Below are 16,250 nucleotides of genomic sequence, written 5' to 3'. Positions count from 1 at the left end.
TCTCAGCGCGGAGCGACAGCCTCGAACACCTTGTCGCCGCCGATCCAGACGCTTCCTATGTCAAGATCGTCCGACAGCGCAACGATGTCCGCCGCCGTGCCATTGGCGAAGCGGCCAAGCCGGTGCGACTGGCCGATCGCCTGGGCCGGGTATAGCGAGGCCATGCGCAAGACTTCGGAAAGCTCGAGCCCGACAGTGCGGTGCATGAACCGGAGGGCCGAGATCATGTCGAGGTCGGCGCCGGCCAGCGTCCCGTCGGCAAGCCTGAGGCTGCCATCCCTGCGGTAGATGGTGCGGCCGTTGAGCGTGAACGAACTCATCTCGGTGCCGATCGTCGCCATCGCGTCGGTGACCAGCACGATCCTGCCCGGTCCCTGCTTGGCGTCGAGCGCGATCCTGATCGTGGCGGGGTGGACATGGATGCCGTCGGCGATCAGCCCCGCCGACAAGGCGCCGATGTCGATGGCGGCGCCCGCCAGCCCGGGCTCGCGGTTGCCGATCTGGCTCATCGCGTTGAACAGGTGGGTGACGACGCTGGCGCCGGCCTCGGCAAAGGCTTTAGCCGTGGCATGGCGAGTGTCGGAATGGCCGACGCTGACGATGACCCCGGCCTTGGCCAAGGCCTTGACGCGGGCAGGATCGACGGATTCGGGCGCGATCGTGGTGAGCAGCACCGGCAGCTTCTGGCGCGCCGCGATCAGCATGGCCTGGTCGGCGTCCGTCATCGGCCGGATCAGCGCCGGATCATGCGCACCCTTGCGGGCAATCGACAGATGCGGACCTTCCAGGTGAAGGCCGAGGAAACCCGGCACTTTTTGCAGCGCTGCCGCTTCGCCGGCGGCGATCGCGGCGGCGGTGATTGCGGGCGTGTCGGTGATCAGCGTCGGCAGCAGCGCCGTCGTGCCGAATGGCGCGTGCGCGCGGCAGATGGTTTCGATCGAGGCGACATCGGGATGATCGTTGAGCATCACACCGCCGCCGCCATTGACCTGGATGTCGACGAAGCCCGGCACCAGCATGCCGCCGCCGGTGTCGACGGCACGGATATCCCCGGGCAGCGCGCCTTGCGGCAGCATGGCCTCGACGAGGCCGTCGCGCACAACAAGGGCCGCGCCTTCATGCCAGTCGTCGCCGTCGAAGATGCGGGCGCCGGTCAGGGCAAAACGGTCGCTCATACGGTCTCCGTCACCTTGCGAAGGTTGCGCGGCGCGTCCGGATCGAGGCCGCGATGGCGGGCAAAGGCCTCGACGAACATGTAGAAGGAAACGATCAGCGTCAGCGGATCGGTCAGCGGGTGACCGGTGGCGACGTGCGGCAGGCGCGTGGCGCGGTTGGCGAGCGCCGAGGTGACGAAAACCGGCGCGCCCTTGGCCGCCAGGCTGTCGGCGGCGTCGGCGACCGAGGGCTCGGACGCGTCGCGAGCGGCCAGCGCCAGCACCGGAAAGTCGGGGCCGATCAGCGCCAGCGGGCCATGCATGACTTCGGCCGCGCTATAAGCCTCGGCATGAATGCCGCAGGTCTCCTTGAACTTCAGCGCCGCCTCGTTTGCCATCGCCGCCGACGGACCGCGGCCGAGAATGAACAGCGACTTCTGCTTCTCGATCGTCTCGGCCAGCACGTTCATCCAGTCGCAGGCGATCGCCTTGCCGAAATGCTCGGGCAGGCGGGCCAGGGCCGCGAGAAGCGCGTCGTCGCCGGTCGAATGCGCCATCAGGGCAAGACCGGCAACGGCGGAATTGATGAAGGTCTTGGTTGCCGCGACGCTGCGCTCCGGCCCGGCGAGTATGTCTATCGCATAGTCCGAGGCGCGCGCGAGCGGCGAATCGGCGGTGTTGGTGACGGCAATGGTCAGCGCGCCGCCGGCTCGTGCGGTTTCGGCCATCGCGACAATGTCGGGGCTCTTGCCCGACTGCGAGATCGCCAGGCAGGCCGAGCCGTCAAGCCGGAGCTTGCGGCCATAGATCGAGGCGATCGACGGTCCGACCGAGGCGACGGCAAGGCCCGCGGTCAATTCGACGGCATATTTCATGAAGGTGGCGGCATGATCGGACGAGCCTCGCGCCACGGTGACGACGAAATGCGGGTCGCGCTCCTTGATGCCGCGCCCTGCTTCGGCCAGCACGGCACCGGAGCCGTCGAGCAGGCGGGCGACGGCTTGCGGGATCTCCTCGATCTCGCGCTGCATATGCGTGGTGTTGGCAATCATGATCGGCCCTCTTCGCTCGGCCCTGTCAGCCGCAGTTCGGCGACGAAATCATAGGCGTCGCCCCGGTAGATGGAGCGGGTGAACTCGATCACCTTGCCGCTCGCCAGGTAGGAAATACGCTCGATATGCAGGCCGGCAATGCCCGGCGGCACTTCGAGCAGGCGCGCATCGCCCTCGCCGAGATTGGCGGCGGAGATGCGCTGCACCGCGCGCACCGGCCTGTTGCCGGTCAATTCCAGCGCCGCGTAGAGCGAGGAGCCAATTCCAGCCGGGTCCGGCAGCACGCTGGCCGACAGCGAAGCGCGTTCGATCGCCAGCGGCGTGTCGTTGGCGATGCGCAGGCGCGCCACGCGCGCCACCAGTTCGCTCGACGACAGGCCAAGCACCATCATCTCGTCGGGCGAGGGCGCGTAAAGGCCACGGTCGAGCCAGGCCGAGCGCACCGCCATGCCGCGCCGCGCCATGTCTTCGGTGAAGGAGGTCAGCCGCGACAGCGACTGCTCGACGCGCTCCATGCGCGGCGCCACGAAGGTGCCCGAGCCATGGCGCTGCACCAATATGCCGCCCTTGACCAGGTCTTGCACCGCCTTGCGCACGGTGACGCGCGAAATGTCGGCCTTGGTGGCGATGTCGCGCTCGGAAGGCAGCGCGTCGCCCGGGCCGATCAGGCCGCGATTGACGGCGTCCTCGATGCTTTTCCTGAGCTGCAGGTAAAGCGGCGCGCCGCTTTGCGAGGATTGTTTGAGCGTGGCGAAGATCTGGTCGGCGGCATCGCTCATCGCGCAGCCTCCGCGCGCCCAGCGAAAAGGCGTGCCGCCATCTGCACGGCACCGCCTAGCGCATCGTCGAGCGGTTCCTTCAGCAGGGCGCGGTAGCGCGCCGACAGGCGCGGCGCATAGAGCGGCGCCAGCCCGCCGAGCAGGCAGAGAGGTGCTCCGGCGGCGAGGTCGAGCGCGCCGAGCGAGGCCTCGACATCGGCGACCGCCTTGTCGAGGATCCAGTTGGCGACATTGTCGCCTTTTTGCGCGTGCTCGAACACTTTCGGCGCGAAGCCGCCGAAGTCGCCGGGCTTGGCGTTGGTGGTGAACTCGACGACGTCCTCGGGATTGTTGCGGAAAACGGCCATCATGCTGTCGGTCAGCGGCGAGGCCTGGCGCACGCCATCGTGCGCGAGCAGGGTCTGCTCCAGCAGGTCGCGGCCGATGCGGGCGCCGCTGCCCTGGTCGCCGACCTGGAATCCCCAGCCGCCGATGGCGCGCGATTTGCCAGCCTTGCGCGCCATATAGGCGGTGCCGGTGCCCAGGATCGCCATCGCGCCGTCACCGGAACCGACCGCGCCTTCGAGCGCGATCTCCGCATCGGTCTCCACGCGGCTGGTGCTGAACGGCAGGATCGCCTCGAGCTGCTGCCGGTAAGTGCCGACATTGGCGCCGGCCAGGCCGAGGATGGCGGGTGTTTGCGGGATCAGGTCCGGATCTTGCCCGGCGGCGATGAAAGCCTGCCGCGCCGCATCGACGATGTTCGAGCGGGCGCCGGTGAGGTCGGTGCGGATGTTGGCGGCGCCGCTTTTGGCGCGGCCGACAACAGCGCCGTCCGCCGTTGCCAGTGCGGCCCTGCAGCTGGTGCCGCCGCCATCGATACCGAGCACGAATTTCACGCGATTTTCTCCTCCGGCAGGATAATACCAATAAAATACCAATAGCCAAGAGTTAATTCCCGTTTCAAAAAGATTAAGCCGTATTTTATTGAAAAGCTTCCGCAATTCGTCGGCTTAGCGATTTCCTGACCGCGAATTCGTTAATGCATGTGGACAAGTGGTATTTTTTTGGTATTGTTTTGTGGATCGGAGGAACTGGGATGGCCGAAACGCGCACCGAAGCGCTGCATGGGAATGCCGAGGGGCTGGATATCCAGGCTCCCGAAGTCATCCTTGCTTCGCTGGCCGATGCGCAGGTCGAGGCCGCCAAAGCGGTCCGCAACGCCATTCCCTCCATCGCCAAGGCGGCCGAGATCATTGCCGGTCGCCTGAGCGGCGGCGGCAAGCTTGCCTATGCCGCGGCCGGCAGCTCCGGCCTGATGGCGCTGGCCGATGCGCTGGAATTGCCGGGCACGTTCGGCATCCAGCGCGACCGCATCGCCATCCTGATCGCCGGCGGCGACGACGCCTTGAGGACACTGGCCGGCGGGCCCGAGGACGACGCCGAGGAGGCCACGACGGCGGTTGCCAATGCGGGTGTCGGCGTGGGCGATTGCCTGATCGCCCTCTCCGCCAGCGGCACGACGCCCTATGCGGTGGGCGCCATCGAGGAGGCGCGGCGCCGGGGTGCCGCCACCGTCGGCATCGCCAACAACACGGGTTCGGCTCTGCTCCAGCAGGCCGACACCGCCATCCTGCTCGAGACACCCCCGGAAGTCATCGCCGGCTCGACCCGCATGGGCGCCGGAACGGCGCAGAAGATCGCGCTCAACATGCTGTCGACGCTGACCGCCGTTCATCTTGGCCATGTCCATGACGGCTACATGGTCAACCTCATGGCCGATAACATGAAGCTGCGCGACCGGGCGGCTCGCATCGTCGCCGCCGTCAGCGGCCGCGGCCAGGAAGAGGCCGCCAGCCTGCTCGAAAAGAGCGGCGGCGCGGTCAAGACAGCCATTCTGCTCGCCGCAGGCGCCGACAGCGCCGATGCGGCGCGGAAGATACTGGAACGGACAGGCCAGAAGCTGCGGCCAGCCCTTTCCGCGCTGGGGCATGATCCCGAGAAGTGGAAACCGCTTTTCGGAAAAGATCACGCTCGAACAAAGAAATAGGCCAGTTTCATCCCGATTCCCATCGGGGTGAAACGGGCTTGCGAGGGGAACAAGGGCTCCAAAGCCTGGGTTCTCATCAAAACCGAACCTGAAAAAGGTCAACAGGGAGACTGAGCATGACAACGAAACTACTGACGGCACTGCTTCTGGGCACCAGCATTCTCGGCTCGGCCGGATTGGCTCACGCCGAGGACGTAACGCTCAACATCGAAAGCTGGCGCGGCGACGACCTTGCCATCTGGAAGGATAAGCTGATCCCGGCCTTCGAAGCCAAGAACCCCGGCATCAAGGTGGTGTTCGCCCCATCGGCCCCGACCGAATATGACGCCGCCCTCGGCGCCAAGCTCGCCGCCGGTTCGGCGGGCGACCTGATCACCTGCCGCCCGTTCGACAAGTCGCTCGAACTGTTCAAGAAGGGCAACCTTGCCGACCTCTCGGCGCTGCCCGGCATGGAAAACTTCTCGCCGGTCGCCAAGTCCGCCTGGCAGACCGATGACGGCAAGGCGAGCTTCTGCGTGCCGATGGCATCCGTCATCCACGGCTTCATCTACAACAAGGACGCCTTCGACAAGCTCGGCATAAAGGTGCCTCAGACCCGTGACGAGTTCTTCGCCGCGCTCGACAAGATCAAGGCCGACGGCACCTATATCCCGATGGCGATGGGCACCAAGGACCTCTGGGAAGCCGCGACCATGGGCTATCAGAACATCGGCCCCAACTACTGGAAGGGCGAGGACGGCCGCAAGGCGTTGATCAAGGGCGATCAGAAGCTGACCGACAAGGACTGGGTCGCGCCGTATGAGGAACTGGCCAAGTGGAAGCCTTATCTGGGCGACGGCTTCGAGGCCCAAACCTATCCGGACAGCCAGAACCTGTTCACGCTCGGCCGCGCCGCCATCTACCCGGCCGGCTCGTGGGAAATCGGCCTGTTCAACACCCAGGCACAGTTCAAGATGGGCGCCTTCCCGCCGCCGGTCGAGAAGGCCGGCGACACCTGCTACATCTCCGACCATACCGATATCGGCATGGGCCTGAACGCAGCCTCCAAGCACGCGGACGCGGCCAAGACCTTCCTGTCCTGGGTGGCTTCGCCTGACTTCGCCACCATCTACGCCAACGCGCTGCCGGGCTTCTTCAGCCTGAACTCCTCGCCGGTGAAGATGGAAGACCCGCTGGCGCAGGAATTCGTCTCCTGGCGCGGCAAGTGCAAGTCGACGATCCGCTCGACTTACCAGATCCTGTCGCGCGGTACGCCGAACCTCGAAAACGAGACCTGGGTTGAATCGGCCAACGTCATCAACGGCACCGAGACGCCCGAAGCCGCGGCCAAGAAGCTGCAGACCGGTCTCGACAGCTGGTATAAGCCGGCCAAGTAAGAGCTCAGGCAGCGGAGCCGGCTGGGCGCATGCCCGGCCGGTTCCGGATTATCCTGTCTTCATATTGCGATTGTCGGCTCTGCCTCACGGCCTTACCCTTGCTGTTGTTGGGGAAGGCTGGCTGATCAGTCGCAGGCCTTTGTCTTGCCGCGCCGGGCAAGGTTGGGCCATGCATCGAGGCATCATCTAGCATCACATCGTCTGGAACCGAGAGACGGCGGGGACCGAACTCATGGCCGCACAAACACGACCCAAAAGACCATTCCGCTGGCATCTCGCCGTCTTCCTGGCGCCGGCGGTGCTCGTCTATACGGCGATCATGATCCTGCCGCTCGCCGGCACGCTGCAGCTCTCGCTGTTCCGCAATGTCGACCAGTCCCAGATCTTCGTCGGCCTGGACAATTTCCGCACCCTGTTCGGCGATCCCAACTGGTCGGTCAATTTCTGGAATGCGTTGCGCAACAATGTCTGGTTCTTCATCATCCACATGCTGGTGCAGAACCCGGTCGGCGTGCTGTTGGCGGCAATTCTCTCCAGCCCCAGGCTGCGGTTCGCCGCCTTCTACCGCACCGCGATCTTCGTGCCGACCATCCTGTCCTTCGTCATCGTCGGCTTTGCCTGGAAGCTGATCCTGTCGCCGCTATGGGGCGTGGCGCCGCATCTGCTCGACTTCGTCGGCCTGAAAAGCCTGTTCACGCCCTGGCTCGGCAAGGAGCAGTACGCGCTGACCGCGCTCAGCCTGATCTCGGTGTGGCAATTCATCGGCATTCCGATGATGCTGATCTATGCCGCGCTGCTGTCGATCCCCGAAGAGGTGATCGAGGCGGCCGAATGCGATGGCATCACCGGCCTGTCGCAGTTCTGGAAGATCAAGCTGCCGCTGATCCTGCCGTCGATCGGCATCATCTCGATCCTCACCTTCGTCGGCAACTTCAACGCCTTCGACCTGATCTACACCGCTCAAGGGGCTCTCGCCGGTCCGAACTATTCGACCGATATTCTCGGCACCTTCCTCTATCGCGCCTTCTTCGGCTTCCAGCTGCAGGTCGGCGATCCCAACATGGGCGCGACCATCGCCACGATCATGTTCCTGATCATCCTGGGCGGTGTCTGCGTCTACCTCTTCCTCATCCAGACGCGCCTGCGTCGCTACCAGTTCTGAGGGGACGGAGATGAGCATCGCCACCCGTTCACTGCCCCGCACCATCGGCGCCCACGCGATCCTGCTGACCTACACGGCGATCGCGCTGTTTCCGGTGATCCTGGTCATCATGAATTCGTTCAAGTCCCGCGCTGGCATCTTCGGCGCGCCGCTGACGCCGCCGACGCCAAAGACCTTCGACCTGATCGGCTACACCACGGTGATCGGCCAGGGCGACTTCATCCACTATTTCCAGAACAGTCTCGTCGTCACCGTCGGCTCGCTGTTCTTCGTGCTTCTGTTCGGCGCCATGGCCGCGTTCGCGCTGTCGGAATATCGCTTCCGCGGCAACACGATGATGGGGCTTTATTTGGCGCTCGGCATCATGATCCCGATCCGCCTCGCCACCGTCGCCATCCTGCAATTGATGGTGGCGAGCGGGCTGGTCAACACGCTGACGGCGCTGATCCTGGTCTACACCGCGCAAGGCCTGCCGCTCGCCGTCTTCATCCTGTCCGAATTCATGAAGCAGGTGTCCGACGATCTGAAGAACGCCGGCCGCATCGACGGCCTGTCGGAATACACCATCTTCTTCCGCCTGGTCGTGCCGCTGGTGCGGCCGTCGATGGCAACCGTCGCCGTCTTCACCATGATCCCGATCTGGAACGATCTGTGGTTCCCGCTGATCCTGGCGCCGTCGGAAGAGACCAAGACGGTGACGCTCGGCGCCCAGCTTTTCCTCGGCCAGTTCGTCACCAACTGGAACGCCATCCTGGCAGCACTGTCGCTGGCGATCCTGCCGGTGCTGGTCCTCTATGTCATCTTCTCGCGGCAGCTGATCCGCGGCATTACTTCCGGAGCCGTCAAGTGAGTTCAGAAAGACCCCTTCGCGTTGTCGTCGCCGGCCTCGGCAATATGGGCCGCAGCCATGCGCTGGCCTATCACACCAATACCGGTTTTCAGATCGCCGCGCTGGTCAACCGCTCCGACGTGCCTTTGCCTGGGGGGCTGTCCGGCTATGGCATCAGGCGTTCGTTCGATGACGCCCTGCGCGACGAAAAGCCCGACGTCGCCTGCGTCGCCACCTATTCCGACAGCCATGCCGATTATGCGGTGAAAGCGTTCGAGGCCGGCTGCCATGTCTTCGTCGAAAAGCCGCTGGCAACGACGGTGGCCGACGCCAGGCGTGTCGTCGCGGCAGCCAAGGCCAACGGCCGAAAGCTGGTGATCGGCTATATCCTGCGCCACCACCCGTCCTGGATCCGGTTGATCGCCGAAGCGCGCAAGCTCGGCGGTCCCTACGTGTTCCGCATGAACCTCAACCAGCAATCCTCGGGCCATACCTGGGAGACGCACAAGCAGCTGATGCAGACGACATCGCCGATCGTCGATTGCGGCGTGCATTATCTCGACGTCATGCTGCAGATCACCGATGCCAAGCCGGTCGAGGTGCGCGGGATGGGCGTGCGGCTGACCGAGGAAGTCGCGCCCTCCATGTACAATTATGGCCATCTGCAGGTGCTGTTCGATGACGGTTCGGTCGGCTGGTACGAGGCCGGCTGGGGCCCGATGATTTCGGAAACCGCCTTCTTCGTGAAGGACGTGATTTCGCCCAAGGGCTGTGTGTCGATCGTTATGAAGGAGGGCGTTAAGTCCGACGACATCGACACCCACACCAAGACCTCGACCATCCGCCTGCACAGCGCCGCGACCGGCACGGACGGCAAGTTCCTAAAGGCGGACGAGATGCTGTCGATGGAAGGCGAACCCGGCCATCAGGATCTCTGCGATCTCGAACAGGCTTTTGTCCTCAAGGCGATCCGCGAGGATATCGATCTCACCAGACATATGGACGACGCGGTGCGGTCGCTTGCCGTCTGCCTTGCCGCCGACGAGAGCGTGCGCGGCGGGAAGGCGGTGCGACTGTGATCAGGCTGTCGTCGTCCGCGCCGTACAGGGGCCTGGCGCCCACTCATCAATTTGGAGGACTGCCGTGGGCTCGCTGAAAATCGAGAACGTGAAAAAGGCCTTTGGGCCGGTCGAGGTGCTGAAGGGCATCGACCTCGAAGTGACGGATGGCGAGTTCGTCGTCTTTGTCGGCCCTTCGGGTTGCGGCAAGTCGACATTGCTCCGGGTCATCGCCGGTCTGGAGGATTCGACCTCGGGCCGGGTGCTGATCGATGGCGAGGATGTCTCGGTCACCCCGCCGGCGAAACGCGGCATTGCCATGGTGTTCCAGACCTATGCGCTCTATCCGCATCTGACGGTGAAGAACAATATGGGGCTCGGGCTCAAGCAGGCGAACACGCCGGCAGCGGAAATCGACCGCCGCATCGGCATCGCCTCGTCCATGCTGTCGCTCGAGCCCTATCTCGAAAGACGACCTGCGGAACTTTCCGGCGGCCAGCGCCAGCGCGTCGCCATCGGCCGCGCCGTGGTGCGCGAGCCGAAACTGTTCCTGTTCGACGAACCGCTGTCGAACCTCGACGCGGCGCTGCGCGTCAACACGCGGCTGGAGATCGCGCAGCTGCATCGCCGGCTGAAGGCGACGATGATCTACGTCACCCACGACCAGGTCGAGGCGATGACGCTGGCCGACAAGATCGTCGTGCTCAATGCCGGAAAAATCGAGCAGATCGGCGGCCCGATGGAACTCTACAATTCGCCGGCAAACGAGTTCGTCGCCGGCTTCATCGGCTCGCCGAAGATGAATTTCGTCGACGGCGCCCGGCTCGGCGAGACAGCCAGGACCATCGGCGTGCGGCCGGAGCACCTGACGGTCGATCCGAAGTCCGGCGCCTGGAAGGGCACGGTCGTCCACGCCGAGCATCTCGGCGCCGACACCAATCTATATCTGGATTGCGAGAAAGCCGGCCTGATCACCGTACGGATTTTCGGGGTGTACGACGCGGAGCCGGGAACGACGCTTTACGCAACGCCGGATGCGGCGAAGACCTATCGATTTGGCGCTGATGGGAAGACGATAAAGTAGGGATGGCGCAGCCCCTCACCCAGCCTCCGCTTCGCTGGGCTGACCTCTCCCCGAGGGGGAGAGGAGATCATCGGCGCCGGCCCCATTCTCTTCTCCCCCACGGGGAGAAGAGAATGGGGCCGCGAAGCGGCCGGATGAGGGGGCCTCACAGCGCGGTAGGCCATGAGGCAGCAGCGCAACCCCCGCGTGTCTACACGTCAGCCCTGAACGTCTGCTTCTGCTGCCCCAAACCTTCGATCCCCAGCTCCACGACATCGCCGGCCTTCAAGAACACCGGCGGCTTCATGCCGAGCCCGACGCCGGGCGGGGTGCCTGTCGAAATAATGTCGCCGGGGTGCAGCGACATGAACTGGCTGAGGTAGGAAACGAGATAGGCAACGCCATAGACCATGGTCTTGGTCGAGCCGTTCTGCATCGTCTTGCCGTTGACCGTCAGCCACATCTTCAGGTTCTGCGGGTCTGATACTTCGTCCTTGGTCACCAGCCACGGTCCGGTCGGGCCGAACGTGTCGCAGCTCTTGCCCTTGGTCCACTGGCCCTGGCGCTCGGCCTGGAAGGCGCGCTCGGACACGTCATGGGAGACGCAATAGCCGGCGACATGGTCGAGCGCGTCGGCTTCGCTGACATATTTGGCGGTTTTGCCGATAACCACGCCGAGCTCGACTTCCCAGTCGGTCTTCTCGGAGCCGCGCGGGATCAGCACGTCGTCGTCCGGGCCGACGATGGCCGAGCTTGCCTTCATGAAGATGATCGGCTCCGGCGGCACGGTGGCCCCGGTCTCGGCGGCATGGTCGGAATAGTTGAGGCCGATGCAAATGAACTTGCCGGTGCCGGCGACGCAGGCGCCGAGGCGCGGCTTGCCGGAAACCGCCGGCAGCGACTTCGCATCGAGCTTCGAAAGCATGTCCAGCGAGGCCGGATGAAGTGTCGTGCCGGCAATATCGGCAACATGGGCGGAGAGATCGCGGATCGTTCCATCCGCATCGAGCAGGCCGGGCCGTTCGCTTCCCACCTCGCCATAGCGCAGCAGTTTCATGCATCTTCTCCTGATTGCGGCCTCGTGGCCGTTCTACAAACTCTCCGCCGGGGCGGCCGTCTCTGGAACCGGGCGGACCCTAGCCATCGGCCTGCTTCACGACAAGCGCGAACAGCCTGTATTGGCGGCCGGCGATCCGATGTCCGGTTGTCTCAAGGCAGCGCTCAGATCGACCAGCCGCCGTCGATATTATAGGCCTGCCCGGACGTGTAGGTGGCGCCGGCCAGGTAGACGGCAAGATCGGCGATCTCCTCCGGCGTGCCGAGCCGGCCCATCGGCTGGCGGGCGATGAAGGCGGCGCGGGCGGCGTCATAATCGCCCTGGGCGTGCATGCGGTCCTGCAGCGACGGGCTCTCGACCGTGCCGGGGCAGATGGCGTTGCAGCGTATGCCCTTGCCGACATAGTCGGCCGCGACCGCCTTGGTCAGCCCGATGACGGCGGCCTTGGTGACGCCATAGGCGAAGCGGTTCGGCACGCCCTTGGTCGAACTGGCCAGCGAAGCCATGTTGATGATCGACCCGTCGCCACGCTCCAGCATGCCGGGCAGCACCGCCCGGATGGTTCGGATCATGGCGCGCACGTTGAGATTGAAAGCGAAATCGAGATCACTGTCCTTCATCTCCAGGATCGAGCCCGAATGGACGAAACCGGCGCAATTGAACAGCACGTCGACGGCGCCGATCTCTGCAAAGGCGGCATTGACCGCCTCGTCGTTGAGCACGTCGACCTTGCGGGTCTTGATCCCTGATGTCTTGGCGAGTTCCGCCAGCAGCGTCTCGTTGATGTCGGTGGCATGGACGGTGGCCCCAGCCTTGGCGAAGGCCAGCGCGCTCGCCTTGCCGATGCCTTGCGCCGCTGCCGTGATGACAACGACCTTGCCTGTCAGATCCGCCATGCTTTTTCCTCGCCTGCTTGGGTCAATTGCCTTTATCGGCGGCCGGCGAAAGCGTCATGTGCCAGTCAGGCGCGATTGTGCGGCCTGTGCCAGTTCACTGATAAAGATGTTTTTTCTCGTTAAAGAACATATGGCCAGGCGTCAAGCCCGATCGCGATCCCTGTGTGACATGCCCTAGAGCCCGATGATTTCAGGTCGAGTCGACCTGAAAGCTGAATTCATCTCTAAATCAAAGGGATAGAGCATGATGTCGTCCGAAAACCGCTTCACACTTTTCGGCATCATGCTCTAGTCGCCGTAAGGCACCCAGACATTCTTCACCTCGATGGCGCGGCGCAGAAAAACGTCGCCGGCGGCTTCTTCCGAGGCCCAGTCGAGGCTGCGGCCGTTGCCGCTCCAGACGCGTTTGAGGTTGCCGATGGACTCGGCTTCCGCCTTGGCGCAGGTATCCGCGTCGGCGACCAGCCACAGTCCGTCGACGTCGTCATGCTTGGCCAGCACGCCGGCAAGCTCCGCGGTGCGTCCGGTGACGATGTTGACGGCGCCGGCCGGCACATCGGAATATTCGATGACCTGATAGAGATCGGTGGCAAGCAGCGGATACCGTTCCGACGGCACGGCGACCACCGTGTTGCCCATGGCCAGTGCCGGCGCGACCAGCGAGATGAAGCCGAGCAGGGGCTGATTGTCCGGCGCGACGATGCCGACGACGCCGACCGGCTCATGCAGCGCCAGCGTCACGGCACGCGCCGGCGGCTGGTGCACGCGTCCCTCGAACTTATCGGCGAGGCCGGCATAGAGAAACAGCCGTTCGACCGAGAGCTCCACCTCGTCCCGCGCGGCCTTGGCGTTGGCTCCGGTCAGTTCGGTGAGCCGGGCGGCAAATTCTTCCGAGCGGCCGGAAAGGTTCTCGGCCAGGTAATAAAGCACCTGCGACCTGTTATAAGCGGTCGCCTCCGGCCAGCTTTTGCAGGCGCGGGCAGCCGAAACCGCATCGCGGATATCCTTGCGGCTGCCGAGCCCGACTTCGCCGGCGAGCTTGCCCTTGGCGGTGGCGACGGCAAGCGAGTAATTGCCGTCCGGCCGCACCTGCTTGCCGCCGATGAACAGCTTCGCGGTGCGGTCGATAGCGACGCCGTCCGCCTGTTCCACGGGCTGCACCGACGATGTCGCCGGCTTGATGATCGGGCCGAGCGGCAGTTTCGCCGCCAGATATTCGAACATCCCCTCGCGCCCGCCCTCGCGGCCGAAACCGCTCTCGCGATAGCCGCCGAAGCCGCAGGCGGCATCGAACATGTTGGTGCCGTTGACCCAGACCACGCCAGCCTTCAGTTGCGGCGCGACATGGAGCGCCAGGTTGACGTTCTCGCTCCACACCGAGGCTGCGAGGCCATAGCGCGTATTGTTGGCGAGTTCGATCGCTTCCTCGGTGTTGCGGAAGGTCATGGTGGCGAGCACCGGCCCGAACACCTCTTCCTGCGCTAGAATATTAGCCGGCGAAACACCGGTGGCGAGCGTCGGCAGGTGATAGTAGCCGGAAGACGGCAGCGTTGCGTCCGGCTGCCAGCAGACGGCGCCCTGCCGGGCACCTTCGGCGATCAGTCCCTTGACCCGGTCGAGCTGGGTCAGGTCGACCAGCGGACCGATATCGGTGTTCTTGTCGAGCGGGCTGCCGACACGCAGCCGGCTCATCCGTGTCTTGACCTTGGCGATCAAGGCATCGGCGATGCCTTCCTGCACCAAAAGCCGCGAACCGGCGCAGCAGACCTGGCCCTGGTTGAACCAGATGCCGTCGACCAGGCCCTCGACAGCGCTGTCGAGATCGGCGTCCTCGAAGACGATGAAAGCCGACTTGCCGCCAAGCTCCAGCGACAGTTTTTTCCCTGACCCGGCGGTGGCCTTGCGGATGATCTTGCCGACTTCGGAAGAGCCGGTGAAGGCGATCTTCTGGATGCCGGGGTGGTTAACGATCGCCGCGCCCGCATCCGGGCCGCCCTGCATGATGTTGACGACGCCTTTCGGCACGCCGGCGCGTTCGCAGATCTCGGCGAACAGAATGGCGGTGAGCGGCGTGAACTCGGCCGGCTTCAGCACCACGGTACAGCCCGCCGCGAGCGCCGGCGCGATCTTCCAGGCCAGCATCAGCAGGGGAAAATTCCACGGGATGATCTGGCCGACGACGCCAACACCCTTTTGGCCGGGAAAATCCCTGTCCAGCGCCTGCGCCCAGCCGGCATGGTGAATGAAATGGCGGATCGCCAGCGGCACGTCGATGTCGCGGCTTTCGCGGATCGGCTTGCCGTTGTCGATCGTCTCAAGCACCGCGAACAGCCGCTGGTGGCGCTGCATGGCGCGGCCGATGGCGTAGAGCACTTTCGCGCGCTGGTATCCGGAACTGGCGCTCCATTTCGGCAGCGCCTTTGCGGCGGCCGCAACCGCCGCGTCGATGTCGGCGGCATTGGCATCGGACACCTTGGCCAACAGCTTGCCGGAAGACGGCTCGCTGGTGTCGAAGGTCTTGCCGCCGCCGGCCGCTTTCCAGGCGCCGCCGATGAACAAGGCTTTGGAGAAATCGCGCCCGGCCAGCCAGGCATCGGCCTCGTTGCGAGCCTCCGGCGCCGGGCCGTATTCCATGGCGTGATAGCGTTCAAGGATGTTCATCAGGTTCCTCCTTCACCCTCCCACTTGTGGGGAGGGGTCGATCGGCAAAGCCGATCGGGGTGGGGGTGCTCAAGCCATCGCGTGGCGGTGATTGGCCGAATAATGCCCGGTCAGATGATGCTCGAGCTGACGTTCGATATCGGTCAGCAGGCTCGAGGCGCCAAAGCGGAACAACTCGGGCTCCAGCCATGGACGGCCGAGCTCTTCCTTCATCAGCACCAGCCAGTCGAGCGAGACTTTCGCGGTCGAAATGCCGCCGGCCGGCTTGAAGCCGATGAGATAGCCTGTCTCCTCGAAATAGGCCCTGATGGCGCGCACCATGGCGAGGCCGACAGGCAGTGTGGCATTGACGCTTTCCTTGCCGGTCGAAGTCTTGATGAAATCGGCGCCCGCCATCATCGCCACCATCGAGGCCAGCATGACGTTGCGCAGCGTTGCGAGGTCGCCGGTGCCCAAAATGACCTTGAGATGCGCGTCACCGCAGGCGGCCCGCATCGAGACGATTTCATTATAAAGCTCGCGCCACTTGGCGCCGAACACCAGGCCGCGCGGGATGACGACATCGATCTCGTCGGCGCCGTCCTTCACCGAGGTCTCGATCTCCTGCAACCGGGTCGACAGCGGCGCCAGCCCATGCGGGAAGGCGGTGGAGACCGCGGCGACATGGATGCCGGTGCCGCGCACCGCGTCGACGGCCGTGGCGACGAAGGGATGGTAGACGCAGACGGCGGCGGGCCGGATGGTCTCGCCCGCAATGCCGAGGCCTTCCATGATGTCGCGGCGCAGCGGGTTGATCGCCTTGGCGCAGAGCCGGCGCACGCGCTCCTCGGTATCGTTGGAGTTGAGCGTCGTCAGGTCCATGCAGGCGATCGCCCGCAGCAGCCAGGCTGCCTGGTTGTCGGCCTTGATCGAGCGCCGCTTGGTCAGGCTGGCGACGCGGCGCTCCAGCGCCGAGCGGTTGACGCTGCGTACCGATTCCAGAAAACCGAGATCGAGTTTCAGGCCCGGATTGCGTGCGATGTGATGGTCCAGCGGCACCGGCGTATTGGCGGCTGCGCGTGCCGGCAGCGGCGTCACCTTGGTGCCAAGACCGGCTTCGCGGATTGTGCTGCTCATCTCCTGCCCTTTCGTTCA

At 64.6% G+C, this 16,250-nt stretch carries 14 protein-coding genes; 6 read left to right on the top strand and 8 right to left on the bottom strand.

The window, feature by feature from the left end; genetic code table 11:
- Positions 1–2 precede the first annotated feature (2 nt).
- From nagA to FJ950_RS26435, 4 genes are read right to left on the bottom strand one after another with little or no spacing between them, the layout of a single operon-like run.
- A complete protein-coding gene (gene nagA / locus FJ950_RS26450) occupies positions 3–1,175 on the bottom strand; it encodes an N-acetylglucosamine-6-phosphate deacetylase (RefSeq protein WP_140619783.1) in 1,173 nt (390 codons plus the stop codon).
- Positions 1,172–2,206, bottom strand: a complete 1,035-nt coding sequence (locus FJ950_RS26445) for an SIS domain-containing protein (protein ID WP_140619781.1) — start codon at positions 2,204–2,206, stop codon at positions 1,172–1,174. Before FJ950_RS26445 ends, nagA begins: the two co-directional genes overlap by 4 nt.
- Complete coding sequence (locus FJ950_RS26440) at positions 2,203–2,985, bottom strand: GntR family transcriptional regulator (protein ID WP_140619779.1); 783 nt, start codon at positions 2,983–2,985, stop codon at positions 2,203–2,205. Before FJ950_RS26440 ends, FJ950_RS26445 begins: the two co-directional genes overlap by 4 nt.
- The gene (locus FJ950_RS26435) at positions 2,982–3,863 is read right to left on the bottom strand and encodes an N-acetylglucosamine kinase (RefSeq protein ID WP_140619777.1); all 882 of its coding nucleotides are present in this window, start codon (positions 3,861–3,863) and stop codon (positions 2,982–2,984) included. The genes FJ950_RS26440 and FJ950_RS26435 overlap by 4 nt, the downstream gene beginning before the upstream one ends.
- Positions 3,864–4,063: 200 nt before the next feature.
- On the opposite strand from FJ950_RS26435, the gene FJ950_RS26430 reads away from it, so the two are divergent.
- From FJ950_RS26430 to FJ950_RS26405, 6 genes are all read left to right on the top strand, one after another.
- Positions 4,064–5,014, top strand: coding sequence for an N-acetylmuramic acid 6-phosphate etherase (locus tag FJ950_RS26430; RefSeq protein ID WP_140619775.1), 951 nt, complete (start codon positions 4,064–4,066; stop codon positions 5,012–5,014).
- A gap of 116 nt (positions 5,015–5,130) precedes the next feature.
- Positions 5,131–6,390, top strand: a complete 1,260-nt coding sequence (locus FJ950_RS26425; protein ID WP_140619773.1) for an ABC transporter substrate-binding protein — start codon at positions 5,131–5,133, stop codon at positions 6,388–6,390.
- Positions 6,391–6,622: 232 nt separating this feature from the next.
- Positions 6,623–7,552: a sugar ABC transporter permease gene (locus tag FJ950_RS26420; RefSeq protein WP_140619771.1), complete on the top strand. Its 930-nt coding sequence runs from the start codon at positions 6,623–6,625 to the stop codon at positions 7,550–7,552.
- A 10-nt stretch (positions 7,553–7,562) separates the two neighbouring features.
- The gene (locus FJ950_RS26415; protein ID WP_140619769.1) at positions 7,563–8,402 is read left to right on the top strand and encodes a carbohydrate ABC transporter permease; all 840 of its coding nucleotides are present in this window, start codon (positions 7,563–7,565) and stop codon (positions 8,400–8,402) included.
- Positions 8,399–9,460: a Gfo/Idh/MocA family oxidoreductase gene (locus FJ950_RS26410; protein ID WP_140619767.1), complete on the top strand. Its 1,062-nt coding sequence runs from the start codon at positions 8,399–8,401 to the stop codon at positions 9,458–9,460. Before FJ950_RS26415 ends, FJ950_RS26410 begins: the two co-directional genes overlap by 4 nt.
- 64 nt (positions 9,461–9,524) lie before the next feature.
- A complete protein-coding gene (locus tag FJ950_RS26405; protein WP_140619765.1) occupies positions 9,525–10,523 on the top strand; it encodes an ABC transporter ATP-binding protein in 999 nt (332 codons plus the stop codon).
- A gap of 190 nt (positions 10,524–10,713) precedes the next feature.
- Here the strand turns inward: FJ950_RS26405 and FJ950_RS26400 are convergent, their stop codons facing one another.
- The 4 genes from FJ950_RS26400 to deoC form a co-directional block, all read right to left on the bottom strand.
- Positions 10,714–11,559, bottom strand: coding sequence for a fumarylacetoacetate hydrolase family protein (locus tag FJ950_RS26400; protein ID WP_015314647.1), 846 nt, complete (start codon positions 11,557–11,559; stop codon positions 10,714–10,716).
- Positions 11,560–11,723: 164 nt separating this feature from the next.
- A complete protein-coding gene (locus tag FJ950_RS26395; RefSeq protein ID WP_140619763.1) occupies positions 11,724–12,455 on the bottom strand; it encodes an SDR family oxidoreductase in 732 nt (243 codons plus the stop codon).
- A 288-nt stretch (positions 12,456–12,743) separates the two neighbouring features.
- Complete coding sequence (locus FJ950_RS26390) at positions 12,744–15,116, bottom strand: aldehyde dehydrogenase family protein (protein ID WP_140619761.1); 2,373 nt, start codon at positions 15,114–15,116, stop codon at positions 12,744–12,746.
- A gap of 69 nt (positions 15,117–15,185) precedes the next feature.
- Complete coding sequence (gene deoC / locus FJ950_RS26385; protein WP_140619759.1) at positions 15,186–16,232, bottom strand: deoxyribose-phosphate aldolase; 1,047 nt, start codon at positions 16,230–16,232, stop codon at positions 15,186–15,188.
- Between the last annotated feature and the right edge of the window lie 18 nt (positions 16,233–16,250).

The organism is Mesorhizobium sp. B2-3-14 (genome assembly GCF_006442175.1).
Taxonomy (GTDB): domain Bacteria; phylum Pseudomonadota; class Alphaproteobacteria; order Rhizobiales; family Rhizobiaceae; genus Mesorhizobium; species Mesorhizobium australicum.
The sequence above is the reverse complement of the archived record's forward strand: the minus strand, read 5'-3'. Positions and strand labels throughout refer to the sequence as shown.